General features: G+C 59.7%; 22 protein-coding genes. 12 read left to right on the plus strand and 10 right to left on the minus strand.

The window, feature by feature from the left end; all coding sequences use genetic code 11:
• Nucleotides 1–37 precede the first annotated feature (37 nt).
• Nucleotides 38–352, minus strand: a complete 315-nt coding sequence (locus KPG71_RS06065; protein WP_216337238.1) for a DUF1476 domain-containing protein — start codon at nucleotides 350–352, stop codon at nucleotides 38–40.
• A 159-nt stretch (nucleotides 353–511) separates the two neighbouring features.
• Here KPG71_RS06065 and purC point away from each other — a divergent pair, with 159 nt between their 5' ends.
• The 6 genes from purC (at nucleotide 512) to KPG71_RS06095 (ending at nucleotide 8,598) form a co-directional block, all read left to right on the plus strand.
• A complete protein-coding gene (gene purC, locus KPG71_RS06070) occupies nucleotides 512–1,273 on the plus strand; it encodes a phosphoribosylaminoimidazolesuccinocarboxamide synthase (protein WP_216337239.1) in 762 nt (253 codons plus the stop codon).
• 58 nt (nucleotides 1,274–1,331) lie between these two features.
• On the plus strand, nucleotides 1,332–1,571 hold the full coding sequence (gene purS, locus KPG71_RS06075; protein WP_216337240.1) for a phosphoribosylformylglycinamidine synthase subunit PurS: 240 nt from the start codon (nucleotides 1,332–1,334) through the stop codon (nucleotides 1,569–1,571).
• Nucleotides 1,571–2,239 (plus strand): phosphoribosylformylglycinamidine synthase subunit PurQ, encoded by a 669-nt coding sequence (gene purQ / locus KPG71_RS06080; protein ID WP_216337241.1) that lies wholly within the window; start codon nucleotides 1,571–1,573, stop codon nucleotides 2,237–2,239. The genes purS and purQ overlap by 1 nt, the downstream gene beginning before the upstream one ends.
• Before the next feature lie 39 nt (nucleotides 2,240–2,278).
• Nucleotides 2,279–4,039, plus strand: a complete 1,761-nt coding sequence (locus KPG71_RS06085) for an ATP-binding protein (RefSeq protein ID WP_216337242.1) — start codon at nucleotides 2,279–2,281, stop codon at nucleotides 4,037–4,039.
• A 6-nt stretch (nucleotides 4,040–4,045) separates the two neighbouring features.
• Nucleotides 4,046–5,383: a sigma-54 dependent transcriptional regulator gene (locus tag KPG71_RS06090; protein WP_216337243.1), complete on the plus strand. Its 1,338-nt coding sequence runs from the start codon at nucleotides 4,046–4,048 to the stop codon at nucleotides 5,381–5,383.
• Between the two features lie 479 nt (nucleotides 5,384–5,862).
• Nucleotides 5,863–8,598 carry a ribonuclease E/G gene (locus tag KPG71_RS06095; RefSeq protein ID WP_216337244.1) on the plus strand — a complete coding sequence of 912 codons (2,736 nt, stop codon included), beginning with the start codon at nucleotides 5,863–5,865 and terminating at the stop codon, nucleotides 8,596–8,598.
• A 67-nt stretch (nucleotides 8,599–8,665) separates the two neighbouring features.
• On the opposite strand, the gene KPG71_RS06100 is transcribed toward KPG71_RS06095, so the two are convergent.
• Entirely contained in the window at nucleotides 8,666–8,902 is a 237-nt protein-coding gene (locus KPG71_RS06100; RefSeq protein WP_216337245.1) for a sulfurtransferase TusA family protein, read from the minus strand.
• Nucleotides 8,903–8,994: 92 nt separating this feature from the next.
• On the opposite strand from KPG71_RS06100, the gene KPG71_RS06105 reads away from it, so the two are divergent.
• Genes KPG71_RS06105 through KPG71_RS06115 form a run of 3 tightly spaced genes read left to right on the plus strand, consistent with a single transcriptional unit; the run spans nucleotide 8,995 to nucleotide 12,438 of the window.
• Entirely contained in the window at nucleotides 8,995–9,747 is a 753-nt protein-coding gene (locus KPG71_RS06105; RefSeq protein WP_216337246.1) for a cytochrome c biogenesis CcdA family protein, read from the plus strand.
• 52 nt (nucleotides 9,748–9,799) lie between these two features.
• Nucleotides 9,800–11,074, plus strand: coding sequence for a hypothetical protein (locus KPG71_RS06110; RefSeq protein WP_216337247.1), 1,275 nt, complete (start codon nucleotides 9,800–9,802; stop codon nucleotides 11,072–11,074).
• Nucleotides 11,074–12,438, plus strand: coding sequence for a cytochrome P450 (locus KPG71_RS06115; RefSeq protein WP_216337596.1), 1,365 nt, complete (start codon nucleotides 11,074–11,076; stop codon nucleotides 12,436–12,438). Before KPG71_RS06110 ends, KPG71_RS06115 begins: the two co-directional genes overlap by 1 nt.
• 184 nt (nucleotides 12,439–12,622) lie before the next feature.
• Here KPG71_RS06115 and ilvN read toward each other — a convergent pair whose 3' ends face one another.
• The 4 genes from ilvN to KPG71_RS06135 all read right to left on the minus strand — a co-directional run bounded on the left by ilvN (nucleotide 12,623) and on the right by KPG71_RS06135 (nucleotide 17,382).
• A complete protein-coding gene (gene ilvN / locus KPG71_RS06120) occupies nucleotides 12,623–13,183 on the minus strand; it encodes an acetolactate synthase small subunit (protein WP_073031900.1) in 561 nt (186 codons plus the stop codon).
• 81 nt (nucleotides 13,184–13,264) lie between these two features.
• Complete coding sequence (locus KPG71_RS06125; protein ID WP_216337248.1) at nucleotides 13,265–15,019, minus strand: acetolactate synthase 3 large subunit; 1,755 nt, start codon at nucleotides 15,017–15,019, stop codon at nucleotides 13,265–13,267.
• A gap of 288 nt (nucleotides 15,020–15,307) precedes the next feature.
• Nucleotides 15,308–15,958, minus strand: coding sequence for a response regulator transcription factor (locus KPG71_RS06130; protein ID WP_216337249.1), 651 nt, complete (start codon nucleotides 15,956–15,958; stop codon nucleotides 15,308–15,310).
• Nucleotides 15,955–17,382: a cache domain-containing protein gene (locus KPG71_RS06135; protein ID WP_216337597.1), complete on the minus strand. Its 1,428-nt coding sequence runs from the start codon at nucleotides 17,380–17,382 to the stop codon at nucleotides 15,955–15,957. Before KPG71_RS06135 ends, KPG71_RS06130 begins: the two co-directional genes overlap by 4 nt.
• A gap of 225 nt (nucleotides 17,383–17,607) precedes the next feature.
• Here KPG71_RS06135 and KPG71_RS06140 point away from each other — a divergent pair, with 225 nt between their 5' ends.
• The 3 genes from KPG71_RS06140 (at nucleotide 17,608) to KPG71_RS06150 (ending at nucleotide 22,108) form a co-directional block, all read left to right on the plus strand.
• On the plus strand, nucleotides 17,608–18,693 hold the full coding sequence (locus KPG71_RS06140; RefSeq protein ID WP_216337250.1) for a TRAP transporter substrate-binding protein: 1,086 nt from the start codon (nucleotides 17,608–17,610) through the stop codon (nucleotides 18,691–18,693).
• Nucleotides 18,694–18,812: 119 nt separating this feature from the next.
• Entirely contained in the window at nucleotides 18,813–19,739 is a 927-nt protein-coding gene (locus KPG71_RS06145; RefSeq protein ID WP_216337251.1) for a TRAP transporter small permease subunit, read from the plus strand.
• A 14-nt stretch (nucleotides 19,740–19,753) separates the two neighbouring features.
• Nucleotides 19,754–22,108, plus strand: coding sequence for a TRAP transporter large permease subunit (locus KPG71_RS06150; RefSeq protein WP_216337252.1), 2,355 nt, complete (start codon nucleotides 19,754–19,756; stop codon nucleotides 22,106–22,108).
• Nucleotides 22,109–22,384: 276 nt separating this feature from the next.
• Here the strand turns inward: KPG71_RS06150 and KPG71_RS06155 are convergent, their stop codons facing one another.
• From KPG71_RS06155 to KPG71_RS06170, 4 genes are all read right to left on the minus strand, one after another.
• Complete coding sequence (locus KPG71_RS06155) at nucleotides 22,385–23,569, minus strand: VWA domain-containing protein (RefSeq protein WP_216337253.1); 1,185 nt, start codon at nucleotides 23,567–23,569, stop codon at nucleotides 22,385–22,387.
• Nucleotides 23,570–23,579: 10 nt separating this feature from the next.
• Nucleotides 23,580–23,747 (minus strand): solute carrier organic anion transporter, encoded by a 168-nt coding sequence (locus KPG71_RS06160; RefSeq protein WP_143163106.1) that lies wholly within the window; start codon nucleotides 23,745–23,747, stop codon nucleotides 23,580–23,582.
• A gap of 9 nt (nucleotides 23,748–23,756) precedes the next feature.
• A complete protein-coding gene (locus KPG71_RS06165) occupies nucleotides 23,757–25,124 on the minus strand; it encodes a DUF2927 domain-containing protein (RefSeq protein WP_216337254.1) in 1,368 nt (455 codons plus the stop codon).
• Nucleotides 25,125–25,403: 279 nt separating this feature from the next.
• A complete protein-coding gene (locus tag KPG71_RS06170; RefSeq protein WP_216337255.1) occupies nucleotides 25,404–26,243 on the minus strand; it encodes a MoxR family ATPase in 840 nt (279 codons plus the stop codon).
• Between the last annotated feature and the right edge of the window lie 56 nt (nucleotides 26,244–26,299).

Genomic DNA, 26,299 nt, shown 5'->3' on the forward strand with positions numbered 1-26,299 from the left:
GACGCGCCTGCGATGAAACGGGTGGTCAGGCCGAAGCTCAGGCTTCGTTGACGAGTTGTTCCTTGGCGACGCGCAGCAGTTCGGCCATCTTGCCGCGGATCGTGTCGGCATCGGCCAGATCGCCCAGATCGTTCGCGACCTTGCGCACCACGTCCTCGTGGCCGGCTTCTTCGAAATCGGCGATCACGACTTCCTTTGCGTAGGTCTGGGCATCTTCGCCGGTTTTGCCAAGTAATTCGGCGGCCCACAGGCCGAGCAATTTGTTGCAGCGCGCCTGAGCGCGGAATTTCATTTCCTCGTCATGGGCGAATTTGTTTTCGAAAGCGTTTTCGCGATCGTCGAAGGTGGTCATCGGGCCTGTCCCCTCAGAATACGTTGCGTTTGACCCTGATATGCAACTCTGTGCCGCCAAGAGCAAGGCCTCAACGCGATCTTGCGACAATCGGGGGCATGATCTATGAGGACAGCACGACAAAAGGGGATTTGGCCCCGGTCGAGCGACGGAGGCTGCATGGCGCGGCGCAAAAAGATTTACGAAGGCAAGGCGAAAACCCTGTACGAAGGCCCCGAACCGGGCACCATCGTGCAGTATTTCAAGGATGATGCCACGGCTTTCAATGCCGAAAAGAAGGATGTGATCGAGGGCAAGGGTGTTCTCAACAATCTTCTGTCGGAATATTTCATGACCGGACTGACCAATATCGGCATTCCGAACCACTTCATGAAACGGCTGAACATGCGCGAGCAACTGGTGCGCGCCTGTGAAATCGTGCCGCTTGAGGTGATCGTGCGCAACTATGCCGCGGGCAGCATGGCCAAGCGGTTGGGCATCGACGAGGGCACGCAACTGCCGCGTCCGGTGGTCGAATATTGCCTGAAGGACGACAAGCTGGGCGATCCGCTGGTCACCGAGGAGCATATTGCCGCCTTTGGCTGGGCCAGCCAGCAGGACATGGACGATATCCTGAGCCTTGCATTGCGGGTGAACGATTTCCTGTCCGGTGTGATGTATGGCGTCGGCATCCGGCTGATCGATTTCAAGATAGAAATCGGCCGGGTTTACGACGGTGACTATCAGCGCCTGATCGTGGCCGATGAAATCAGCCCCGACAGTTGCCGCCTGTGGGATATCGAGACCGGCCAGAAACTGGACAAGGACGTATTCCGCCGGGATCTGGGCAGCCTGACCGATGCCTATACCGAAGTGGCCAACCGGCTGGGCGTCATGCCCAAGGGGGCCACACCGATGACACGGCCCACGCTGATCAACTGATCGCTGACATCATTCAAGGCGGCGAGTTGTGCCGCACAGGAAGACAGGAAAACGACTCATGAAGGCACGCGTTCACGTCATGCTTAAAAACGGCGTTCTGGACCCGCAGGGCGAGGCCGTTCGCCACGCGCTCGGATCGCTTGGATTCGACGGGGTCGAAGGTGTCCGGCAAGGCAAGGTGATCGAGCTCGATCTGGCCGAAACCGACGCCGAGAAGGCGCGCGCGAACGTGACCGAGATGTGTGAAAAGCTGCTGGCGAACACCGTTATCGAAAGCTACAGCGTGGAGATTGCCTGATGCATGCGGCGGTCATCGTCTTTCCGGGATCGAATTGCGACCGCGACCTTGCCGTCGCGTTCGAACGGGCAGGGGCTAGGGTGTCGATGGTCTGGCACAAGGATACCGCGTTGCCCGAAGGTGTCGATATCATCGGCGTGCCGGGAGGGTTTTCCTTTGGGGATTACCTGCGCTGCGGGGCCATCGCGGCCAATTCGCCGATTTGCCGGTCGGTGGTGGGGCATGCCGAAAAAGGCGGCTATGTCCTGGGGGTCTGCAACGGGTTCCAGATTCTGACGGAAACCGGGCTGTTACCCGGTGTCCTGCTGCGCAATGCCAACCTGAAATACATCTGCAAGCCGGTCGAACTGTGCGTCGAAACGGCGGACAGTCCCTTTACCGCAGGGTACGATGCGGGGCAGACCATCACGGTTCCGATCGCGCATCACGATGGCAACTACTTTGCGGATGCCGAGACGTTGAAGCGTCTGCATGGCGATGCGCGCGTGGCTTTTACCTATGCAGACAATCCCAATGGATCGGTGGACGATATCGCCGGGATCTTGTCCGGCAATCGCCGGGTGCTCGGCATGATGCCCCACCCCGAGCGGATGGCCGAAACGCTGCATGGCGGGTCTGATGGCGCGCCGATGTTCGACAGTCTCGTCGATCAGCTGGCCAACGCGTGATCGCTTGAGCCGCAGGGCGTGGCGGCGTAAATTGACAGAATGCTCAATGCGCAGAGGCCGCCGAAAGTGACACGTACCCGCACCACAAGTTGGCGCGCACGGCTGGCTTTCGCCTTTCTGGTCGTGGTGGCCATTGCCGTGGTGTTCGTCACCAACCGGCTGTTGACCGACCGTTTTACCGAAACCACCCGCAACCGGGCCGAATTGCGCCTTGTGCTGTATGGCGGCAACCTGCTGAGCGAGCTGCGGCAGAACGCCATCGTTCCCCAGCTTTTGGCGCGGGACCCGGCGCTGATTTCTGCGTTGAATACCGGGGATTACACGCAGTCCACGCAGCGCCTGATCTCCTTTGTCGACGAGATCGGCGCCGCCTCACTGACGCTTCTGGATCGGGATGGCCGCACGGTGGCGTCTACGGACCGGAATTCGCTGGGGCAATCGCACCGGCAAGCCCCTTATTACGTGGACGCCTTGCGCTCAAAGGACACGATTTTCAAGGTTTTGAGGGACGAAACCGGGCGATACCGCTTTTTCTATTCTCGACGTGTCGATAGCCAGAACCAGGTGGTCGGTGTGATCATGGTCGAGGTGGATCTGGGGAAATACGAACGAGCCTGGGCAGGGATTTCCGATGCGGTTCTGGTGACCAACAGCGAGGGTGAGATCATTCTTGCGACCGAACCGCGGTGGCGTGGTTTGAGCGAAGCCGAGGCGCTTCAGCGCGAACCGGTGGATAGCGCGATAGAGCGCGCAATTCAGGCCACGGCCGATTGGACGGCGCTGCCTGCCGACGCTTATTTGCGGGGTGAAGCGGTGATGCGGGTGGAAGGACGCGTCGCTTTCCGTGGCTGGCGCATCGCCAGTTTCACGACTTATGCCAGCGTTCGCGAGAAAGTGAACGGGTTCCTCGCGCTCGAGATCATGGGGTTTGCGATTCTTCTGGCGCTCGCCTTCTGGATACTGAATCGCAAAACGGCATTGCGCATGGCGCTGTTTCAGCGGGAATCGGCAGAGCTTCGCGCATTGAACGCGAGGCTGCAGCGGGAAATCGCCGAGCGTGAACGGGTGCAGGAGAACCTTGCCGTCGCCGAACAGACGCTTGCGCAAAGCTCGAAACTGGCGGCGTTGGGAGAGATGTCGGCAGCCGTCAGTCACGAGCTAAACCAGCCTCTGGCGGCGATGAAAACCTATCTGGCCGGGGCGCGATTGCTGCTCAACCGCAACCGCCCGGACGAGGCCCTGTCGTCGTTCCAGCGCATCGACGACTTGCTGGAAAGAATGGGGGCGATCACCAAGCAGCTCAAGTCCTATGCGCGGCAAAGCGGGGATACGTTTGAACCTGTAAATCTTGGCGATGCACTGTCCTCGGCCCTGGCTATGATGGAGCCGCAGTTGCGTCAGCGCCATGTCAACATCACCCGCACGCTGCCCAAGGACCCCGTGCAGGTGATGGGGGATCGGGTGCGGGTGGAACAGGTGATGATCAACCTCTTGCGCAATGCCATGGATGCGACCGAGGGCGTGGACGAGCCCACAATCGATATCCTTCTGGCCGTAGGCGAAACCGCCGTTCTGACGGTGCGCGATAACGGGCACGGTATCGACAATTTCGACAATCTGTTCGAGCCCTTCTACACCACCAAGCAGCCTGGCGACGGTGTCGGTCTGGGGCTTGCCATTTCATCCGGGATCGTGAACGACCTTGGAGGACGCCTGACGGCACGCAATGCGTCGGGCGGGGGGGCTGTATTTGAAGTACAGCTTCCTATTTTGACAGAAGAAACCCGTGCAGCGGAGTGATCTGATATGCCGAGCGCAATGAAAATCGCGATTGTCGATGACGAAAAAGACATGCGTCAGTCGATCAGCCAGTGGCTGGCCCTCTCGGGCTATGACACCGAAGCCTTTCCAAGCGCCGAAGAGGCGCTGAAGGTTCTGGGGCCGGATTATCCGGGAATCGTGGTGACCGACATCAAGATGCCGGGCATGGACGGGATGCAGTTCCTGAAAAAGCTGATGGGAACCGATTCCAGCCTGCCGGTGATCATGATCACGGGTCACGGCGATGTGCCCATGGCGGTCGAGGCGATGCGCATGGGGGCTTATGATTTCCTCGAAAAGCCGTTCAATCCCGACCGCATGAACGAACTGGCCAAAAAAGCCACCAATGCACGGCGTATGACGCTGGACAGCCGCGCGCTGCGCCGGGAACTCTCGGATGGCGGTCAGTTGATGAAGAAACTGATCGGCGCCAGCCCGGTCATGGAGCGTTTGAAGGAAGATATCCTGGATCTCGGGCAGGCCGACGGTCATGTGCTGATCGAGGGCGAGACCGGGACCGGCAAGACCTTGGTGGCGCATGCGCTTCATGCCGTGGGATCGCGCGCCGGCAAGAAGTTCGTGCTGTTGTCCTGTGCGGCGTTCGAGGAAGATGCGCTGATCAAGCGCCTGTTCGGCCCGATGCAGCCCGAGGACAGTCAATTGCCCGCGGTGGAAGAAGCGCGCGGCGGCACATTGGTGCTGGAGGATGTCGAATCCCTGTCCGAGGCGGTGCAGTCGCGGCTGCTGACATTCATCAATGACGAAGGGACGCCCCCTGAAACCCGGATCGTGGCGATTTCCAACATGCAGGAGCAGAACCGGACCTGCGAAGACGCGCTGCGCTCGGATTTGTTTTATCGTCTGGCCAGCCTGCGCATCACCGTCCCGCCGCTCCGCCAGCGAGGCGAGGACATTCTGACGCTCTTTACCCGTTTCGCCGAACAATTCGCCGATGATTATGGCTGCGACGCTCCTCAGGTGACCGCGCAGGAGGCCGCGCAGTTGTTGCAGGCCCCGTGGCCGGGGAATGTGCGACAGTTGTTCAATGTTGCGGAACGTGCGGTGTTGCAGTCACGGCGCGGCAGCGGAACGATCGCGTCGCTTTTGATGTCGGACCATCAGGAAATGCAGCCGGTGATGACGACCGAAGGCAAGCCGCTCAAGGAATATGTCGAGGCGTTCGAGAGAATGCTGATCGACAACACCATGCGACGTCACAAGGGCTCGATCGCCTCGGTGATGGAAGAGTTGTGTTTGCCGCGCCGTACCCTCAACGAAAAAATGGCCAAGTACGGTTTGCAGCGTTCGGATTATCTGGGCTGAATGCGAAATGCCCCCTTCTTTGGGGTGTTTTTTCAGATGTTTCAGCCACTTGTCCGTAGAATCCGTGCATCGGCGATCCACTTGAGGACGATTTGGCATTGTCACTTGGGGGCAAAACCCTCTATCAAGGAAGGTGGACACCCGCGAATTGATTTGCGGAGTGCTTCGAAAAGTTTCGCTGTTTCGGGCGTGTACGGCACAGGAATGCATCCGCCGCCCCGAACAGACCGATCTGGCCCCGCTTTGCCGGGCCGCATACATGCCTGCGCCGGCACAACCGGACGAGCAGGCTCTGAGTTGGCCCCTTTGCTGGGCCGGAGACCAAGAACCGCGATGCAAGGCGCTGAATACACATATCAAACCGGGGACCGCCTGACTGGCGCCCCTGACAGTGTCTGCGCCATCGCCACTAATACACATCCGCCACAGACAGCCGCCCCACCGGGGCGAGGTGTTCTGTCGCGGAGTAAACGGATCACATGGCTAAGAAAATGCTTATCGATGCCACCCACGCGGAAGAAACCCGCGTCGTGGTGGTCGACGGAAACAAGGTCGAGGAATTTGACTTTGAGTCCGAAAACAAACGGCAACTCGCCGGTAATATCTATCTCGCAAAAGTAACACGGGTCGAACCGTCACTTCAGGCAGCGTTCGTCGATTATGGCGGAAATCGCCACGGATTTCTGGCGTTCTCGGAGATTCATCCCGATTACTATCAAATCCCGGTCGCTGACCGTGAAAAGTTGCTGGAAGAAGAGCGCGCCTATGCAGAGGCGATGCGTGCCCGCGACGAAGACGAGGAAAAGCCCAAGCGCCGCAGTCGGTCGCGGTCCCGCGCCGCCAAGGTCGAGGACAGGGACGCCATTGTAACCGACGATGGTGAGACCGGTGCCGATCAGGTGTCCGGAATGGAGATGATCGATCTCGACGACGATGTGCCCGAGGGGACGTCTCCGGCCGATACCGTTGCAGAAACGCCGGTGGAAGAGCCTTCCGATGATGTTGCAGAGGGCGGCGAGAGCACGGAAACGTCTGCGGATGACGAAAGCGGTGAAGCATCGGAAACGTCTGGGCGAACCGACAACGTCGAAAATCACGACATTGATGACAGCGACACCCGTTCTGATGCCACAGTCAAGGATGCCTCTATCGAATCCGTGGCCGATGAGGATGACAGCGAAGATATTCGCCCGGTGCGCAAACCGCGACCGCGCAAGTACAAAATTCAGGAAGTCATCAAGGTGCGCCAGATTCTTCTGGTGCAGGTCGTCAAGGAAGAACGCGGCAACAAGGGCGCGGCGCTGACCACCTATCTGTCACTGGCCGGGCGGTATTGCGTGTTGATGCCGAATACGGCGCGTGGCGGTGGCATTTCACGCAAGATCACTAACGCCGCCGATCGCAAGAAGCTCAAGCAGATCGCAGCCGAAATCGACGTGCCGCAGGGTGCGGGGCTGATCGTGCGAACCGCAGGCGCCAAGCGCACCAAATCCGAGATCAAGCGCGATTACGAATACCTGCAGCGGCTGTGGGAACAGATCAGGGAACTGACGCTGAAATCCATCGCACCGGCGAAGATCTATGAAGAGGGCGACTTGGTCAAACGCTCGATCCGCGATTTGTACAACCGTGAGATCGACGAAGTCCTGGTCGAGGGCGAGCGGGGCTACCGTATCGCCAAGGACTTCATGAAAATGATCATGCCGTCCCACGCCAAGAACGTGAAGCATTACGCCGACGCGATGCCGCTTTTCGCGCGTTATCAGGTGGAAAGCTACCTGAGTTCGATGTTCAACCCGACGGTTCAGCTGAAATCGGGGGGATATATCGTGATCGGTGTCACCGAGGCGCTTGTCGCGATCGACGTGAACTCGGGCCGGGCCACCAAGGAGGGCTCAATCGAGGAAACGGCACTCAAGACCAATCTGGAAGCCGCTGAAGAGGTGGCCCGCCAGTTGCGCCTGCGCGATCTGGCCGGTCTGATCGTGATCGACTTCATCGACATGGACGAGCGCAAGAACAACAATGCCGTTGAAAAGAGACTGAAAGACAAGCTGAAGTCCGACCGCGCGCGTATTCAGGTGGGCCGCATTTCCGGTTTTGGCCTGTTGGAAATGAGCCGTCAGCGATTGCGCCCCGGCATGATCGAGGCGACGACTCAGCCTTGTCCGGCGTGCCACGGGACGGGTCTGATCCGCTCGGACGATAATCTGGCGCTGTCGATCCTGCGTCAGATCGAGGAAGAGGGCGTGCGCCGCCGGTCGCGTGAAGTGCTGGTGAAATGCCCGGTGGGCATCGCCAACTTCCTGATGAACCAGAAACGCGAGCATGTCGCCCAGATCGAGGCGCGCTATGGATTGTCGGTACGGATTGAAGGCGATCCGATGCTGATCAGTCCGGATTTCGCACTTGAAAAATTCAAGACCGCAACCCGCAGCGTGCCCGAAGTGGCCGCGCCTGTGGTCTCGGTCGACAGCTCACTGATGGATGCCATCGAAGACGAGGCGGTTGAAGATCAGGATGACACGTCGGACGATGGCAACGCAGAGGCAGAGAATGGCGACGGCAAGCCCAAGAAGCGCCGCCGCCGCCGCCGTCGTCGTTCGAAATCGAAGGGGAACGGTGGCGACGATCAGTCTGTTCAGGACAATGATGCCGAAGAGGGCAACGATACGGAGGCCGAGGTAAATGCCGGAGAAGCGCCGGATATGTCTGAGGAAGGCGCCAAGGCTGATGATTTGACCGAAGCCGCCCCTGAAGAAAAACCCAAGCCCAAACGGACCCGAAAGCCGCGTAAGCCAGCGGGTGAAGCAAAGGCGGAGACGGCGGAAGAGGAAACTCCCGCCGAAGCCGACGCAGATCCCGAGGAAAAGCCCAAACCCAAGCGGACCCGGAAACCGCGCAAAAAGGCCGAATCCGTAGCTGAGCCGGAGAGCGTTGCCGAGGCGGTGACGGAAGCAGAAAACCCGGCTGTTGCCGCGGAAGAGGTCAAACCGGCGCGGAAAACCACGCGACGCAAGAGTCCGACCAAGAAAGTGGAAGCCGCCGACGCCGAAGTCGTTAATATCCAAAGCGAGGCTCCCGTGGCAGAGGAGGCGGTGACCGAGGTGTCGCAATCCGAGCCCGAGCCTGTCACGGCCGAGCCAGATTCTGCGACGGAAGAATCGGCAGAGGCCAAGCCGAAACGCCGGGGATGGTGGTCAATCGGGCGCTGACCCGGTTTGCGAGACTTGAACAGGAAAATGCCGCGCCACTTGAAGGCGCGGCATTTTGCATTGTGCTTCAGCCCCGAGCGGTTTTGCGCAGCAGGTACACCTGCGCGCCGTCAGTCTCGGTAATCGAAATCAGTTCATGACCGGATTCGTTGCAGAAATGGGGCACGTCCACCACGGCGGCGGGGTCGTCTGCGCGCATCTCGATATACTGGCCCGCGGCAAGTGCGGTGAGGCGCTTGCGCAGCTTCAGAACGGGCAGGGGGCACAGCAGCCCGGTTGCATCTATGCGGTCGGCAATGTCCATGGCTGCGACATAGTCGCCTTGTTACAGCCTGTCCACAAGGTTGTGACCGACCAGTGCGTGACCTTGCCCCGTGAATTGACTATGTGATCGGCATGTTCGGAATCGAGATCATCGACGCGGGGCTGTTCCCCGCCATGGCCGTCGCCCTGTTTGCCGGGGTGATTTCCTTTCTCAGCCCTTGTGTTCTACCCATCGTGCCGCCCTATCTGGCGTATATCAGCGGTGTGGCGCTGAGCGATCTGACCGACAAGGCCCAAGGACGGGCGCGGGCCTTCATGCCGGCGGTGTTCTTCGTTCTGGGGCTCAGCACCGTGTTCCTGTTCCTGGGTTTTACGGCATCGGCCATCGGATCGCTTTTCCTGCAGTATCAGGATTGGTTCAACACCATCGCCGGGGTCGTGGTCATGGTGTTCGGGGCGCATTTCGTGGGCGTTTACAGGATCGGCTTTCTGGATCGCGAAGCGCGCATGGATGTGGGCGACAGGGGAGGCTCGTCCTTTGGGGCTTATGTGCTGGGGTTGGCCTTCGCCTTTGGCTGGACCCCGTGCATCGGGCCGCAACTGGGGGCGATCCTGTCATTGGCCGCGTCCGAGGCGAACGTGGCGCGAGGGACGGTTCTGTTGGCGGTTTATGCGCTTGGACTCGGGGTGCCATTTCTGCTGGTGGCGGCCTTTCTGCCCCGCTTGGGCGGGCTGATGAACTGGATGAAACGCCACATGGAGCGGATCGAGCGGATCATGGGGCTGCTTTTGTGGACAATCGGTTTGCTGATGCTGACCGGCGGTTTTTCAGCCTTTTCATTCTGGCTGCTTGAAAGGTTCCCGTCGCTGGCTTTGCTCGGATAAGTCTTACTCTCGCCAGACTGCCGCGCTAATGTGGGCTGGCAATAGGCAAGGTATGAGCAGCAGCGTCGTGAAACCCGTTCAGCGCAGGCGCGTTTTCTATATTCCCGGCTACGATCCCATTCACCCGCGCCGCTATCGTGAACTCTATCGCAAGGAGGGCGCGGCGCAGGCGGCTGTATCGGGCTATGAACTGGCTTTGTCTGCCAAGGCGGCAGGGGGGCAGGGCCGTTATGGATGGCATGTGGATGCGGTGATTGACGGCGGGACGATCCAGACGGATTTCGAGGTTCTGGTCTGGTCCGACATCGTGCGTGACAGCATGGATCAGGGGATCGTTTCGACCTACGCCCAACTGGTGCGCACGGCCTGGGCCTATATCGCTTCGGGTGCGCTGCTGCGCCTGATGCGGTTGCGAAAGGGACCGGTGATTGCGGCGCTTTATCCGGTTGGGATGCTGCTGATCCAGTTGCTCGTTGCGCTGTTGCTTGGCCATGGGGTTGGCACCGCGTTGACGTGGAGCGCGCGATATCTTCCATTGGGACAGGAAGGCACGGCTCTTTCTGCGCGCCTGATGGTCGAGGGATTGCTTTACTGGGGCGGCCTGTTTGGCACCGCTTGGGCGCTTTTGACCTGGTTCAAGTCCAGGGACAACAAACTGTTCGCCTATTACCTGATGCACGACTACGCCTATTCGGCGCGCTACAAGGGGGCAAACCCGCCCGAGTTGGAGGCGCGGATTGCGCAATTTACCGACGAGATCGCCGCGGCGCTGCTCGATGATGTCGACGAGGTTCTGGTGGTCGGTCATTCCTCGGGTGCACATCTGGCGGTGTCGATCCTGTCGGATATCATTCGTCAGGGTCGTGTGCCTGCGAACGGGCCTGTCCTGTCCTTTCTGTCCCTGGGGCAGGTCGTGCCGATGGTGTCCTTTTTGCCAAAAGCCTATCGCCTGCGGGGCGATCTGAGGTTTCTCAGCACACGGGACGAACTGAGCTGGATCGACGTGACCGCGCCGGGCGATGGCTGCGCCTTTGCGCTGTGCGATCCGGTGTCGGTCAGCGGCGTTGCGCCTGATGGCAAATGCTGGCCGCTGGTGGTGTCTGCGGCCTTCACTCAAACGCTCAGCCCCGAGCGTTGGCGCGCGCTGCGCTGGCGTTTCTTCCGGCTGCATTTTCAGTATCTCTGCGCGTTCGACAGGCCCGGAGACTATGATTATTTCCAGATCACGGCCGGGCCGCAAACTCTTGGGCAGAGATACGAAGGGCGCGTGCCGTCACCCAGCCGGATAGATGTGGCCGTGTCGAAATATACGGATGTTGCCGCGTGATGCTGCCGCCCAAACCTCCTGCGCGATCCGGGCGCGTGTCGCTCTGGCGCTATATGCGGCTGTTTCGCCAGGACATCCTGTCGGCACAACCGGCGCATCTATATCGCGCGTGGATGGCCGAATTCCGCACTCCGTTTTTCAGATCGTACCTGTGCAATCAGCCCGACCTTGTCGATCTGGTGCTGAAGGAACGCCCCGACGATTTCCCGAAATCCGACCGGATACGTGAAGGGTTGGCGCCGTTGTTGGGAAATTCGGTATTCGTGACCAACGGCGAAACATGGAAACGACAACGCCGGATCATTGATCCGGCTTTTGAGGGGGGGCGGCTGCGCGATGTGTTTCCCGCGATGCTGGAGGCCGGACAGGCGGCAGTGGCGCGATTGGCAAGCACTGCCGATGGCGCGCCGCAGGAGATCGAGGCACAGGCCAGTCACGCAGCGGCGGACGTGATCTTTCGCACCTTGTTTTCGATCCCTATCGAACATGAGGTGGCGGCGCAGGTTTTCGACAAGTTCCGCGAACATCAGCGCGCGCAGCCGGTGTTGAATCTGGGTGCATTTATGCCTTTGCCCAACTGGTTTCCCCGGTTTCACAAGCGTCGGGCCAGACAGACCGCAGCGGATATTCGTGCGTTGATCACCCGCCTTACCGCCGAACGAATGGCCCGGATCACGGACGGCACGGCACCGGACGATCTGGCGACCAAGATCATGACGACAGCCGATCCGCAGACCGGGCAGACATTCGATACCGAAGAGATGGTCGATCAGGTGGCGATCTTTTTCCTGGCGGGGCATGAAACCAGTGCCTCGGCTTTGGCGTGGGCCCTTTATCTGTTGGCGCTTTATCCCGACTGGCAAGAAAGGGTGGCCAAGGAAGCCCGGCAGGTAATGTCGGACGGCGCGCCGGAATTTTCCGATATCGGCAAGCTCAGGCTGACGCGGGATATATTCCGCGAAACCTTGCGGCTTTACCCGCCTGTGCCGATGATGGTGCGCGAGGCGGCCTGCCCGGAACGGTTCCGTGATCGCGAGGTTCCCAAAGGCGCGCAGATCGTGCTGAGCCCCTGGCATCAGCAACGCCACGAAAGATTGTGGGATAATCCCGACGCCTTCGATCCCGTACGTTTCCAGACCGAGAACGGGCGCGAGGGGCTGCGTTGTGCCTATATGCCGTTTTCAGCAGGGCAGCGGGTTTGTCCGGGCGCCGGGTTTGCCATGATCGAAGGGCCTTTGCTGCTTGCGCTACTTGTGCGGGCGTATCGGTTCGATACCGTGACCGACCGTCCGGCCATGCCGGTCGCGCATCTGACGGTGCGGGGGCGGGACGGTATCTGGCTCAGGGTAAGGCCTCGCACATGAAAAGGCCCTTGCCGGGGCGGGGGCCTTTGGACCGCCGCTTCTCCGTAGAGCCTGATCAGTTCCTGTTTGGCTGATCTTTCGATCCAAAACAGAGAACCACGCCTTGAAACCGACAAATCACGACCCGAGCATCCTCGGGGCGACGCATGGCCAGTTATGGCGGGCCACACCGAGGCATGCGTTCTCAGATACCGCGCGACAGGGCGGCAACCCCGGTGCGGGCGATCTCGACCAAACCCAGAGGACGCATCAGGTTGGCAAAGGCGTCGATCTTGTCCGGTGTGCCGGTGATTTCGAAAACAAAGCTGTTGAGCGTGCTGTCGACGGCATTGGCACGGAAGATATCTGCAAGGCGCAGCGCCTCGACCCGCTTGTCACCTTCTCCTTCGACTTTCAGCAGGGCCAGTTCGCGTTCGACGGCGTGGCCTTCGACAGTCAGGTCGTGCACGTCGTGAACGGGCACGATACGGCCTAGCTGCGCCTTGATCTGTTCGATGACCTGCGGCGTGCCGGTGGTGACAATGGTGATGCGGCTGGTATGGCCGGTATGATCGACCTCGGCCACGGTCAGGCTGTCGATGTTGTACCCCCGCCCCGAGAACAGGCCGATCACGCGGGCCAGAACACCCGGTTCGTTGTCGACGATCACGGCCAAGGTGTGAGTTTCGCTCACGTCCGAGAAATTGGGACGCAGGTTATAGGCCGAATGCTTGGACGAGCCTTTTTTGATTTTCAGTGCAGACATTGGTTGAACTTTCTTTTGTCATCCGGGTTGGCGGATTTTCCCACCTCCGGCGACTGCAGGAGGCGGGACAGGACATCGTTGTTACACCAGAACCGCGCCCTTGGAGCCGATGGCGTCCTTGGTCGAGGCCTCGCCAAGCAGCATCTTGTTGTGCGGCTCGCCCGAAGGGATCATCGGGAAGCAGTTTTCGTGCTTTTCGACGAGGCAGTCAAAGATCACCGGCCCGTCATGGTTGATCATTTCCATGATCGCATCGTCCAGGTCATCGGGGTTGTTGCACATGATGCCTTTGGCGCCGAACGCCTCGGCCAGTTTCACGAAATCGGGCAGGGCCTCGGACCAGGAATGCGAATAGCGCTCGCCGTGCAGCAGTTCCTGCCACTGGCGCACCATGCCGAGCCGTTCGTTGTTCAGGATGAACTGCTTGACCGGCAGGCGGAATTGCACCGCGGTGCCCATTTCCTGCATGTTCATCAGCCAGCTCGCTTCGCCCGCGACGTTGATCACCAGGGACTCGGGGTGCGCCATCTGCACGCCGATGGAGGCCGGGAAGCCATAGCCCATCGTGCCCAACCCCCCGGAGGTCATCCAGCGGTTGGGATCGTTGAAGCCAAGGTATTGCGCCGCCCACATCTGATGTTGCCCGACTTCGGTACAGACGTAGCGGTCATGGTCCTTGGTCAGGGCCTCAAGGCGTTGCAGCGCGTATTGTGGTTTGATCGACTTGCCGCTTTGGGTGAAGGCCAGGCAATCGACCTTGCGCCATTCCTCGATTTGCGCCCACCATTTCTGTATCGCTTCACGGTTTATCTTGCGACCGCGCGACTTCCAGACCTTCAATACGTCTTCCAGAACATGGGCGATATCGCCGATGATCGGGATGTCGGTCTTGATGACCTTGTTGATCGAACTGGGGTCGATGTCGATATGAGCCTTTTTCGAATGCGGACTGAAGGCATCGACCCGGCCCGTGATCCGGTCATCGAAGCGGGCCCCGACATTGATCATCAGGTCACAGCCGTGCATGGCCATGTTGGCCTCGTAGAGGCCGTGCATTCCCAACATCCCCAGCCAATGCTCGCCATTCGCCGGGTAGGCGCCAAGGCCCATCAGGGTCGAGGTGATGGGAACGCCGCTGGCCTCGACCAGTTCGCGCAACAGCTGGCTGGCCGCAGGGCCCGAGTTGATCACGCCACCGCCGGTATAGAAAATCGGGCGCTCGGCCTTTTCAAGGGCTTCGACCAGTTCTGTGATCTCTTCCATGTCGCCCTTGACCTGGGGTTGATAGTGATCGGTCTTGGCCTTCTGGGGCGAGGTATACTCGGCGCTGGCGAACTGCACGTCCTTGGGCAGATCGACCAGAACCGGGCCGGGGCGGCCCGAAGTCGCGACATGAAACGCCTGATGGATCGTGCCCGAGAGGGTCTTGGTGTCGCTGACCAGCCAGTTATGCTTGGTGCAGGGGCGGGTGATGCCCACGGTGTCGGCCTCCTGAAAGGCATCGTTGCCGATCATGAAGGTGGGAACCTGACCCGACAGCACGACGATCGGGATCGAATCCATCAGCGCATCGGTCAGGCCGGTGACCGCATTGGTCGCGCCCGGCCCCGACGTTACCAGAGCCACACCGGGTTTGCCGGTGGACCGTGCGTATCCTTCCGCGGCATGCACGGCACCCTGTTCATGGCGGACAAGGATGTGACGGATGTCGTTTTGCTGAAAAATCTCGTCATAAATCGGTAGAACGGCGCCACCGGGGTATCCGAATACGACGTCCACACCCTGATCCTTGAGGGCCTGAACCACCATTCTCGCTCCGGTCATCTGACGTGTCATCGCTTTGCTCCGTTCATGACGTCATTGTTGTTTGCACAAAAAAGCCCCCGTTCGGGCGGGGGCGCATGGGGTACCGTTATGGTGTCCGTTACCGGCCCATGCGCCATTTTCCTACCAGTACGATCAGCATGCCCATTCTCGGGGACTCCTAAAGTGCGTGCGCGCGACATTATGAGGAGCGACGAGGGGCGTCAACCGCATTTTCCGGCATTAATGTCGCAAGGCGGGGTGATTTCTTTGCATTTGTTGCGCAATCGTGTCTTCGCGCGAAATGCGACGGGCTTTCCTCTACAGCCGATGCGCTGTGCCACCCTGCAAAACCCCATGCTCCATTGCATAGCGCGTCAAGCCCGCGGTCGAACTGATCCCCAGCTTGCGTTTGATGTTCTTGCGGTGCGTCTCCACCGTGCGCACCGAGATATCCAGCGCCTGCGCAACCGCCTTGTTCGACTTGCCCTGCGCGATTTGCAAAAGGATTGTCTGCTCGCGGTTGGTCAGTTGTTCGCGTTCGGGCCTATCATAAGGTTTCAGAGACCCTTGTGCGCCGGTGCAAAGATATCGCTGACCGGCCATGATGGCGTCGATGGCGCGTTTTATTTCGTCGGTTGGCACATCCTTAAGAACATAGCCGACTGCGCCGTGATTGAGGGCCGAGAAGATATATTCCGGGCTGTCATGCATCGACAGGATCAGGATGCGCGTTTCCGGGCGGTTTTCCAGGATGATCTCGGTGGTCGACAGCCCGCCGATGCCTGGCATGTTGAGGTCCAGCAGGATCACATCGGGGTTCAGCGCCTCGACGCGGTCGATGATTTCCTGCCCGTTGGACAGTGTCGCCAGAACCTCGATATCGTCATAGCTTTCCAGGATGGACTGAATCCCTTCGGCCACCATCGGGTGGTCATCAACGATTACGATGCGGGTCGGAGAGGATGTCATGCGGAGGCCTTGGTGTCTGTGTCCGAACGATCTTGCGGTGGCAGGAGGTGTATCAGGGGAACGGTGGCTTCGATCATGGTGCCCGTGTTAGAGGATACGATGCGCAGAGTGCCGTCGAGTTGTTCAACCCGTTCCTGCATGTTGCGCAGACCCAGCCCGGCGGTCGGCGTCGCCGGTTGCCGCATCTGTTCGATGCCATGTCCATTGTCCGATATTCGCATGGTCGCGCCTTTGCTGTGTCCTCGGATATCAATGGAAACATGGGTCGCGCCCGAGTGGCGTTCGACATTGGTCAATGCCTCTTGTGCGACGCGGTAGAGAGCGATCTTGGCGTCATCGTCCAGCCGGTTGCGGAAGACGGCCGTGGTGATCTCGGTCGTTATGCCGGTGCGTTGTTCGAAATCCTCGGCCAGCGCCTTGAGCGCGGGACCGAGCCCCAGGTCGTCCAAAGCACCGGGCCTCAGGTCTCGGCTGATGCGACGAACCTCCTGAATTGCCCCCGAGAGATGTTCTAGGCCCTTGTCCAGATTCTCGGTGCCCCGTGTGTCTCCATTGGCCAACCGGCGTCTGGCGATGTCCAGAGCATACCGGACGCCGACAAGAATCTGGCTGATCCCGTCATGCAGTTCGCGCGCTACGCGGCCGCGTTCTTCTTCCTGTGCATCGAACACGCGTTGCGTGAGCTTCTTGAGCTTGGCGTCGGCCAGGCGGCGTTCACGGATGTTGATGAACAGGCCACTGGTAAACACCAGCAGAAGTGCTGCCAGCGTTATGCCCCCGATATAAAAAAACGTGCGCTGCACGCGCGCTTCGACCTGTTCGCGCGATGCCGTGACGGCGGCCAGAACGTCATCGACGAAAATACCTGTGCCGACAGCCCATTGCCAATCCTGGAACCCGATCACGTATGTGATCATGCGCGCCATCTGCCCGGTCGAGGGTTTGGGCCAGTCATAGCTGTGATAGCCGCCACCTGACCGGGCAAGGCGGATCAATTCATCCGTGACGGGAATTCCATTAGGGTCCGTCATGCCCGACCAATTGGTCCCGATCAGATCGGTTTCGCGCGGGCTGACAAGGTTGTTCCCGTCATAGTCATACACGAAAAAATACCCGTCCTGCCCATAGAGCATTGCCGACAGGGTTTGTGTGACGGCCAGTTTCGCATCGGCATCATCGGGCCCTGCGCGCCCGTAGATGTTGATCACGGCATTGCGGGCGATGGACAGATAATTCTTCAGTTCGGCGCGCTTGGCGGCGATCAGCTGTTGTTCGAGTTGCTGGATTTCACGTTCGGCCAACTGCCTCGATTGCAGCGTGACCAGAACCGAAATGACCACCGCTGCCAGGATGAGGGGCAGGGTGGCGGTCAGGAACAGTTTCTGTCCGTAGTTCAGTCGAATTAGGTTGCCCGGAAACCTCATGGACATGAATTACGGCGAATCAAAACCGAATCCCAGAGATTCCTGCCTGTCATGGCAAGCCATACGGGGTGCTGGCCCGTTTTGAGAACAATCATCGCGCATCTAAGTAGTTATAGGTATTTTCACGCATGTCTTGTCACGATATCTTAACGCCACTTGTATCGATCCGTGCGCGTAATCCTTGAGGAGAGGGCGCACTTTAATCATTCTGGGAGGAACAACTCTATGGATCGTCGCTCATTTCTGAAAAACTCCGCACTCGGGGGCACTGCTGCAGCTGCGACGACGCTTGCGGCGCCTGCTTATGCCCAAGGTAAACGCACACTGACCATGGTAACCACCTGGGGGCGTGGCTTGGCGGGTGTGCACGACAGCGCGCAATATGCTGCTGACGCCATCACCGAAATGACCGACGGTGCATTGACGGTCGATCTGAAGGCAGCCGGCGAACTGGTCGGTGCATTCGAGGTGTTCGATGCCGTGACGGCCGGTCAGGCCGATTTGTACCATGGCGTCGATTACTACTTCCTCAGCCAGCACCCCGCGCTGTCGTTCTTCAGCCAGGTGCCGTTCGGCATGACATTCCAGGAATTCAACAACTGGTTCGATCATGACGGTGGCCGTGAACTTGCCGACGAAGTGTATTCGATCTTCGGCATCAAAAGTTTCCCCGTTGGCAACACCGGGCCGCAATCGGGTGGCTGGTTCGCCAAGGAAATGAACGGCGTCGAAGATTTTCAGGGGCTGCGCTTCCGTATGCCGGGGCAAGGGGGCCAGGTTCTCGGCAAGCTGGGCGCGTCGGTTCAGAACCTTCCCGGTGCAGAAGTGTATCAGGCGCTTGCGTCGGGTGCGATTGACGGCACGGAATGGATCGGGCCTTGGGCCGATGAAAAGGCCGGGTTCCAGGAGATCACCAAGTTCTACTACACCGCTGGTTTCCACGAGCCGGGCCCGAACCTCAACCTGAACATGAACCTCGACGTTTATGAAAGCCTGACGCCTGCACAGCAGAGCATCGTTGAAAATGCCGCGCGCGCGTCGAACCTGTGGACCATGTCCTTGTTCATGGCGAACAACTCGGCCGCATTGCAGCGTTTGCAATCCAGTGGCGTCAAGCTGTTGAGCTTCTCCGACGAGATCTGGGATGCCTTTGGCGCAGGGGCCAAGGAAGTTGTCGAAGAGTCTCTGGGCGACGACCTCTACAAGTCCTGCTATGACAGCTACATGGCATCGCTGAACAGTTCCGCCGCCTGGGGCAGCCGCTCGGAAGGTGCATTTGCCACACAGCGTAACCGTGTGATGGGTCTGTAACGCGAGAGCCGTCATCATATCCCGTGTCCCGTTTTCAAAACCGGGGCACGGGAACTTTCAGGAGGCACTAAGCGCCATGCCTGAAGCATTACTCTATCAAGCAGCCAAGGACTCACCTCATGGATGAAACAGCTTCGACCGGAGCAGTCGGTGCCGTGGTTGAAATGATCGTCTGGGTGTTCAGCAATATCGGATACGCCTTTTACAACCTGGGCTACGCTCTGAGTCATCCTCAACAATGGCTCGATTGGTCCGACAAAGAAGCAATCATGCGCTTCGTGTATTATGGCGGTTCGGTTGAATTCTTTTTCATCGTTTTCACGGCTTTCCTCGTGATCACGGGTGTCGGATTCTGGAAACATGGTTTCATGTGGGGATGCGTGCGTGTCCTTGAAGGATTTGCCAATACGGTTGGACGCTTCTTCGCATGGGCCGGGCTGTTGATGGTGATCCAGCAGATCATCATCGTTTTCATTCAGCGCATATTTGCCCGGCCGGATATCGTGATCGGTCTGGGCATCCCGATTGAGATGGATATCAGTTGGTGGGCTGAAGAACTGAAACTGTACAATGCGATGGTGGTCGCCCTGTGTGCCACCTACACCTTTGTGCAAGGCGGGCATGTCCGTGTGGACCTGATCTATGCGACGGTCCAGTTTCGCACCAAGAAAATCATCGATATGGTCGGGTCGCTTCTGTTCATGATGCCGATGGCGATCCTGATCTGGATGTATGGCTGGTTCTTCATGTGGCGCCACCTGATCGTCCCGAAACCGTCGGCCAGTGACACCCTCGACCGGTTGCTGTCGAAATCCCGTGCGCTGCGATGGAATGTCGAAACCATCGGGTTTTCACCAAACGGGTTCAACGGGTATTTCCTGTTCAAAATTCTGCTTGTGGCCTTTGCCGCGATGATCTTTCTGCATTCGATCGCGTTTTTCTACAGATCCTATCTGGAATGGTGCGAAGGCGAAGACAGTGAAAACAAATACCTCGACAAGGATAGCCTTGGCGAAGGTGAAGAAGCCTATGAAGGCACACATTAAGGGGGCAGGAACACATGCTATTCGGACTTGATGGCGTTGAAATCGGCCTGATCATCGTCTTTCTGTGCCTTTTCGGGGGCATTCTTTCGGGCTTTCCGGTGGCGTTTGCCATCGGCGGCGCGGGGGTGATCTCTTTCGGGATCATTGCTGCGCTGGATAGCGCCGGGTTGTTGATCCACCAGGCTATCGACACCTCCAGCGAGGCTTATAACACGCTTGTCGGTTCGGGCGTGCGGCCCGAAACGATATCCGTTTTCCGATATCCCGACCTGCCAAGGATCGGGCAATCCGTTTTTCCGCTGGGTTGGGAAACGGCATTGGATCGCAACGTCAGTTTCATTGTGAACCGTATCAACGAACGCGTGCTGGCGGGGCAGTCTATCGAAACGCTGCTGGCGGTGCTGATGTTCGTGCTGATGGGGATCACGCTGGAGCGGTCGAAAATCGCCAACGACCTTTTGACCACCATGGCGCGGGTCTTTGGCCCGCTGCCGGGCGGTCTGGCCGTTTCGGTGGTGGTTGTCGGAGCCTTCCTGGCGGCCTCGACCGGGATCGTCGGGGCCACGGTGGTTACGATGGGTCTGCTCAGCCTGCCGACCATGCTACGCAACAACTACAGTCCCGAAATCGCCACGGGCGTGATTGCGGCCAGCGGGACGTTGGGGCAGATCATTCCACCGTCCATCGTGATCGTCCTGCTGGGGACGCTGGCAGGTGATCTTTATTCCGCTGCACAGGAGACCCGTGCGCAGGAAGCCGGGTGTTCGGACGCGTTGACCTATCTCGGTGAACCGGCGGTGGTGTCCGTGGGCACGTTGTTTCAGGCGGCGTTGTTGCCCGGCATCCTGTTGGCGTTGCTCTATGCGCTTTATGCCTTCGGCTATGCGCTGTTCAATCCCAAGAGGGCGCCTGCCGTGGAACTGGGAGGGTCTGGCGGAGAAGCGATCACGCGGGGAGAGGCCTTTACCTGGTATCTCGGTGTACCGGTCGCCCTTATCGCGGGCATGATGCTGTTGAGCCAGATGCACATCATCGGATCGCAAAGCCTTCAGGTCGATAGCTATACCGACCGAGGCGAAGCCGCCGAACTGCGTACCAATGTCGGTGAGCAGTGCAAGGCGGCGATGATCGAGTTGCATGGGCAAGAGGCCTGGGACGCCGCTGTGGCCCAGCAACAGGCGATCGACGAGTCCGGCGGGCTGGAGGAAAGCCATCGCTTGTCCCCCGAAGAAATCGCCGAACTGGTCGCCGAGAAAGAAGCGAACGCCGCGCCCATCGGGACGGGCGTTGCGATGATCTTCCTGCTTTTGGCTCTGGTTCTGACTGTTGCGCGCGGGGTTCGGCCGTCGGCCACGCCTGTGCCGCTACTGATCGGGGCCCTGGGGATCGTGCTGGGGCTGTTGGCGGATATCCTGTTGATCGCGCCATCCACCAGTTCCGGGCTGTCGCTGGTCATTCTTGCGATCCCGCTGGGTATGGCCCTTTATGGGTGTTCCCATGCGGTTGGCCGGTTGGCGCAGAACGAACTGATCCGCGTGGTCTTTCCGCCGCTGGTGCTGATCGTTGCCGTTCTGGGCTCGATCCTGGGCGGGATCACCAATCCGACTCCGGCCGCCGCGCTTGGGGCAGGGGGCGCGATCATGCTGGCTGCCTATCGGCGCCTGAGAGATCTGGATCGCTCGGGTATGGTGATCATCTGGTCGACCTTCGCGATCGGTGTGGCGATTTTGCTGGGGGTCAATTTCGATCTGCGCATCAATCAGGAAGATGTGCCGTTTGAAAGCTGGCTGGCCTTCATCGGCGCGTATGCTGCGTATCTCTATGCGGCGTTCGGGTTGCTGTATTCCTGCTGGGTGCTGTTGTCGGGAGGGATACTGACGCCAGTGGTTCGTGAAACGGCCAAGGTTACCTCGATGGTGTTTACCATCCTGATCGGATCGCAGCTCTTGAACTTGGTGGTGATTTCCTTTGGAGGGGAACACTATATCCAGCAATTCCTGAAAAGTTTCGACAATGAATACACCGTGTTCCTGATCGTGATGCTGGTGTTGTTCATCCTGGGGTTCGTTCTGGATTTTCTGGAGATCATCTACATCGTCATTCCGATTGTCGGACCGGTCATCTATGGGGGCACGTTCGATCCGAAATGGGTGACGATCATGATTGCCGTGAACCTTCAGACCAGTTTCCTGACGCCGCCGTTCGGATTTGCGTTGTTCTACCTGCGTGGGGTTGCGCCCAAAGAGGTGACGACCGGCCATATCTATCGGGGTGTGGCGCCGTTCGTGCTGATTCAGGTGGTGGGGCTGGCGATCCTGTGGTTGTTCCCGGCCATCGTGACCATCGTGCCCGCTTTGGTCGGGTCGTGAGGAAACCGTTATCGTGATGTCGGGGCCGCCTTTCGGGGCGGCCTTGATTTTGGGGGCAGGGCCCCGAACGGGTTTTGTACGAAACGTACGAAGTGTACGCGGGTTTTGTACGAAATTCGGGGGTGGTTTGGAGATATGTGTCCATCATGGGCGCATATGACGATGATTTCGGCCATGCCGCGACGATCGGGGAGGCCGCATCGCGCGAGCTTCGAACCGGCCCCGACCGATCCCGGCGAGGGCCTCTGGCCGGTGTCTCTTGCGACCTGGCCGGAACTAGCGGATCAACTCGCGCACCCCGCGATCCAGACCTTCGAGGGTCATCGGGACCATGCGGTTTTCGAAAATCTCGGAGATCATGTTGATGGAATGGGTATAGCCCCAGTATTGCTCGGGGACGGGATTGATCCAGAGATGTGAGGGCCATTGTTCGCGGGCGCGTTGCAGCCAGACCTGTCCGGCCTCGGCATTCCAGTGTTCGTTGGCCCCGCCGGGATAGGCGATTTCGTAGGGCGACATGCTGGCGTCACCGACGAAGATGCATTTGTAATCCGAGCCGTAGGTATGCAGGACATCCAAGGTGGGGGTCTGCTGATCGTAGCGGCGGCGGTTGTCGCGCCAGACACCTTCGTACAGGCAGTTATGGAAATAGTAATATTCCAGGTGTTTGAATTCGGCACGCGCCGCACTGAACAATTCTTCGACCACCTTGATATGAGGGTCCATTGAACCACCCACATCCAGAAACAACAGCACCTTCACCGCATTGCGCCGCTCGGGGCGGGTTTGCACATCGAGATAGCCATGTTCGGCGGTGGCGCGGATCGTCCCGTCGAGGTCCAGTTCGTCATGCGCCCCGTCACGGGCCCATTGGCGCAGGCGTTTCAGGGCGACCTTGATGTTGCGGGTGCCCAGTTCGACACTGTCGTCGAGATTGCGAAACTCGCGCTTGTCCCAGACCTTGACCGCACGGCGATGGCGCGATTTGTCCTGTCCGATGCGCACGCCTTCGGGATTGTAGCCATAGGCCCCGAAGGGCGAGGTGCCGGCGGTGCCGATCCACTTGTTGCCCCCCTGATGGCGCCCCTCTTGTTCGCGAAGCCGTTCCCTGAGGGTTTCCATGAGCTTGTCGAACCCGCCAAGGGCTTCGATTTCGGCTTTTTCCTCTTCGCTCAGATGCTTTTCGGCCAGTTTTTCAAGCCACTCGGCGGGCAGGTCGACGGCGTTCAGCACGTCCTCGGCTGAAATATCTTCCAGCCCGTCGAAACTGGCGGCGAAGGCGCGGTCGAAGCGGTCGATCATGCGCTCGTCCTTCACCATCGCCGCGCGCGCCAGATAGTAGAACCCTTCGATGTCGTAGGTCACCAGATTGGCGCGCATCGCTTCGAGAAAGGTCAGGTATTCACGCAGGGAGACCGGAACGCCAGCGTTGCGCAGGTTTTCGAAGAAGGGCAGGAACATGCGCGCCCCCTCAGACGGAGGCGCGGTGAATGATCAGGGTGGCGAACAGGCCGATCAACGTGAAGATCAGCGCGTAGACAAAGGCGTATTGCAGGATATCGGCCAAGCGCCCCTTGCGGCGTTTGGCGATCACGCCGCCGATGACTGCGCCCAGAATGGCCCCGATGATGACGATCATATGCGTTGTTTACCCGTTCGATCCCTTTAGCGGGTTGAGCGCTGAAATCTCGCGCAGCTTGGCGCGCACGGCCCAATCCTCTCCGAACCCGTAGCGTGCCCAGCCCAGACTGTCCAGACGCACGGCGTTGGCTTCGGAGGTGCGCCCGTTCAGATCCATCGCCTCGGCGCGCAGCATCATCAGGGTAGAGAGCAGGGCGGCGTTTTCGTGGCGTTCCGCCGTGGCAAGATGGGGATTGAGCAGCACCAGCGCATCCGCGCCGCGCCCCTGGCTGATGGCGTAGGCCGCAAGTTGCGCCGCGGTGTAGGCGCGGTGCAGATCGCTGCCCGGTGTCCGGCGGTAGAACTGATCGGCAATGACGAACTGATCCTGCGCGAAATCGGGGTCCGTGGCCTGTGTCAGCCGCCCAAGTGCGAAATGGCTGAAGGCCCGCCGATGGTCGCGCCAGCCCACGGCCTCGGCGATGCGCACCGCGCTCAGCGCCGCGTCGCGACGTTGCGCGGGGCGTGCGCCCGGGCCTAGGGCGGTCTGGATGGCCTCGATCCATTCGCGGGGTGTGGAGGACGCGAAATGCGGTGCGCGACGGTCCCCGGCGGGGTTGAGCCGGCTCAGGATCGCGGGCATCCGTGCGGCCACCTGCGCGCGGGTCATGCCGGAGCGCAGTTCCGGGGCGTAATAGGCCCGCAGGATCAGCATGTCGAACCCGGTCAGGACGGTGTGCACATTGTCGTCGTTGAACACCGAATCGGGCAGGCGATACAGATCGTTGAGCGGGCCGAGGGCCTGGGCCAGCTCTTCGTGCAGGCAATCGCGCACTTCCTGCGGGGACGAGTCGTTGGGCAGGAAGATCGCCAGTTTCTTGCGGGTGGTCAGCAGGCTCCAGTTGGTGGCGCGGCTGTGTCGGGCCGCGCGGTACTGCGACAGGCGAGAGATATTGGGAACGACAAAGCACGCCGCCTTGGGCAGGTTGCGGCGGATTTCCGAGCGCGGCACGGCCTCGATCGTGATATTGGCGTTGCCGTTTCGGATACGGGCAACGTCGATACCGGCCTCGGTGCGCAGCCGGTGGACGAGCCTGTTCAGGTCGGGAATCAGCGTCGGCGGCGGGGTGCCGGTAACGGCGATGCTGATCGGTTCCTCGAAGCGGGAAAAATACTGAAGGGTTCGCCCCGATTCCAACTGGAAGGACAGTTCGAGAAAGTCCCTCTGAATATCGCGGTTGGAGCGCATGGGAGGAACCGGGCGCGGCGACGAAAACGACTTGATCGCCGGCATGGTCGAAATTTCATGGGTGGCCGCGCGCGAGGGCATATCGACGGACGGGCCGGGCACGCAAGCGCCGAGCATGAGGCAGAAAGGTAGAATGACGCGGCGCATGTGCCCCCCGAAGCCAGTGTTCCCAGTGATGCGGCCGGGGCTGAGTGGACCCCGAAAGCCTGACCTGTCCTGGCGCGGATGCATCTGCGACGGTGCCGTGAAGCGCAGCCGCCGGACGATCTGACCGATGCCTTTGCAGGACGATATGAACACTGCCCGCCCATCCTGTCGCCGATAAGGATCATTCGGGGCGAAACTATGACTCTTTGCGCACACCCCCGGCGTGGTCCGCGCAAAGCCGTGTTTCGAAGTCGATGTCATAGCGTCGCCCAAATCGTTTCAGCGGGATCGCCGCGCCATGAAGGCGAGACGCTCGAAAAGATGCACGTCCTGTTCGTTTTTCAAAAGCGCGCCGTGCAATCTGGGCAGCGCATCGGCGCCATCCCGCTTGAGGTCCTCCGCCGCCAGGTCTTCGGCCAGAAGCAGTTTGAGCCAGTCCAGAACCTCGGAGGTGGAGGGTTTTTTCCGGAGCCCCGACTGGTCGCGGATTTCATAGAACTGCGTCAGCGCGGTGGTCAGAAGCTGTTCCTTGATGCCGGGGTGGTGGACTTCGACGATCCGTTTCATGGTGTCCAGATCGGGAAAGCGGATATAATGGAAGAAACAGCGCCGCAGGAAGGCGTCGGGCAGTTCCTTTTCGTTGTTCGAGGTGATGATCACGATGGGGCGATGCCGGGCGCGCACGGTTTCGCCGGTTTCGTAGACGAAGAACTCCATCCGGTCGAGTTCCTGCAGCAGGTCGTTGGGAAATTCGATATCGGCCTTGTCGATCTCGTCGATCAGAAGCACCACTTTCTCGTCGGCCTCGAAGGCCTGCCAGAGTTTGCCCTTGCGGATGTAGTTGCGCACGTCATGCACGCGCTCGTCGCCCAATTGGCTGTCGCGCAGGCGTGAAACGGCATCGTATTCATATAGCCCCTGCTGGGCCTTGGTGGTGGACTTGATGTTCCACTCGATCATCTTCAGGCCAAGCGCCTGCGCCACCTGCCGGGCCAGTTCCGTCTTGCCCGTTCCCGGTTCGCCCTTGACCAGCAGCGGGCGTTCCAGAGTGACCGCGGCATTGACCGCGACGGTCAGGTCGTCCGTTGCGACGTAAGAGTCGGTTCCCTCGAATTTCATATCTTTTTCAGTCCTTTTTGCAGCTTTTACGGGCAGCGTTGCACAGCACAGTAGGC

This window comes from Roseovarius sp. PS-C2 (assembly GCF_018862045.1).
Classification (GTDB): domain Bacteria; phylum Pseudomonadota; class Alphaproteobacteria; order Rhodobacterales; family Rhodobacteraceae; genus Roseovarius.

Excerpts from the sequence above, each read along its gene's own strand:
- KPG71_RS06065 (WP_216337238.1), bottom strand. The coding sequence starts at position 352 with ATGACCACCTTCGACGATCGCGAAAACGCTTTCGAAAACAAATTCGCC.
- purC (WP_216337239.1), top strand. The coding sequence starts at position 512 with ATGGCGCGGCGCAAAAAGATTTACGAAGGCAAGGCGAAAACCCTGTAC.
- purS (WP_216337240.1), top strand. The coding sequence starts at position 1,332 with ATGAAGGCACGCGTTCACGTCATGCTTAAAAACGGCGTTCTGGACCCG.
- purQ (WP_216337241.1), top strand. The coding sequence starts at position 1,571 with ATGCATGCGGCGGTCATCGTCTTTCCGGGATCGAATTGCGACCGCGAC.
- KPG71_RS06085 (WP_216337242.1), top strand. The coding sequence starts at position 2,279 with ATGCTCAATGCGCAGAGGCCGCCGAAAGTGACACGTACCCGCACCACA.
- KPG71_RS06090 (WP_216337243.1), top strand. The coding sequence starts at position 4,046 with ATGCCGAGCGCAATGAAAATCGCGATTGTCGATGACGAAAAAGACATG.
- KPG71_RS06095 (WP_216337244.1), top strand. The coding sequence starts at position 5,863 with ATGGCTAAGAAAATGCTTATCGATGCCACCCACGCGGAAGAAACCCGC.
- KPG71_RS06100 (WP_216337245.1), bottom strand. The coding sequence starts at position 8,902 with ATGGACATTGCCGACCGCATAGATGCAACCGGGCTGCTGTGCCCCCTG.
- KPG71_RS06105 (WP_216337246.1), top strand. The coding sequence starts at position 8,995 with ATGTTCGGAATCGAGATCATCGACGCGGGGCTGTTCCCCGCCATGGCC.
- KPG71_RS06110 (WP_216337247.1), top strand. The coding sequence starts at position 9,800 with ATGAGCAGCAGCGTCGTGAAACCCGTTCAGCGCAGGCGCGTTTTCTAT.
- KPG71_RS06115 (WP_216337596.1), top strand. The coding sequence starts at position 11,074 with ATGCTGCCGCCCAAACCTCCTGCGCGATCCGGGCGCGTGTCGCTCTGG.
- ilvN (WP_073031900.1), bottom strand. The coding sequence starts at position 13,183 with ATGTCTGCACTGAAAATCAAAAAAGGCTCGTCCAAGCATTCGGCCTAT.
- KPG71_RS06125 (WP_216337248.1), bottom strand. The coding sequence starts at position 15,019 with ATGACACGTCAGATGACCGGAGCGAGAATGGTGGTTCAGGCCCTCAAG.
- KPG71_RS06130 (WP_216337249.1), bottom strand. The coding sequence starts at position 15,958 with ATGACATCCTCTCCGACCCGCATCGTAATCGTTGATGACCACCCGATG.
- KPG71_RS06135 (WP_216337597.1), bottom strand. The coding sequence starts at position 17,382 with ATGAGGTTTCCGGGCAACCTAATTCGACTGAACTACGGACAGAAACTG.
- KPG71_RS06140 (WP_216337250.1), top strand. The coding sequence starts at position 17,608 with ATGGATCGTCGCTCATTTCTGAAAAACTCCGCACTCGGGGGCACTGCT.
- KPG71_RS06145 (WP_216337251.1), top strand. The coding sequence starts at position 18,813 with ATGGATGAAACAGCTTCGACCGGAGCAGTCGGTGCCGTGGTTGAAATG.
- KPG71_RS06150 (WP_216337252.1), top strand. The coding sequence starts at position 19,754 with ATGCTATTCGGACTTGATGGCGTTGAAATCGGCCTGATCATCGTCTTT.
- KPG71_RS06155 (WP_216337253.1), bottom strand. The coding sequence starts at position 23,569 with ATGTTCCTGCCCTTCTTCGAAAACCTGCGCAACGCTGGCGTTCCGGTC.
- KPG71_RS06160 (WP_143163106.1), bottom strand. The coding sequence starts at position 23,747 with ATGATCGTCATCATCGGGGCCATTCTGGGCGCAGTCATCGGCGGCGTG.
- KPG71_RS06165 (WP_216337254.1), bottom strand. The coding sequence starts at position 25,124 with ATGCGCCGCGTCATTCTACCTTTCTGCCTCATGCTCGGCGCTTGCGTG.
- KPG71_RS06170 (WP_216337255.1), bottom strand. The coding sequence starts at position 26,243 with ATGAAATTCGAGGGAACCGACTCTTACGTCGCAACGGACGACCTGACC.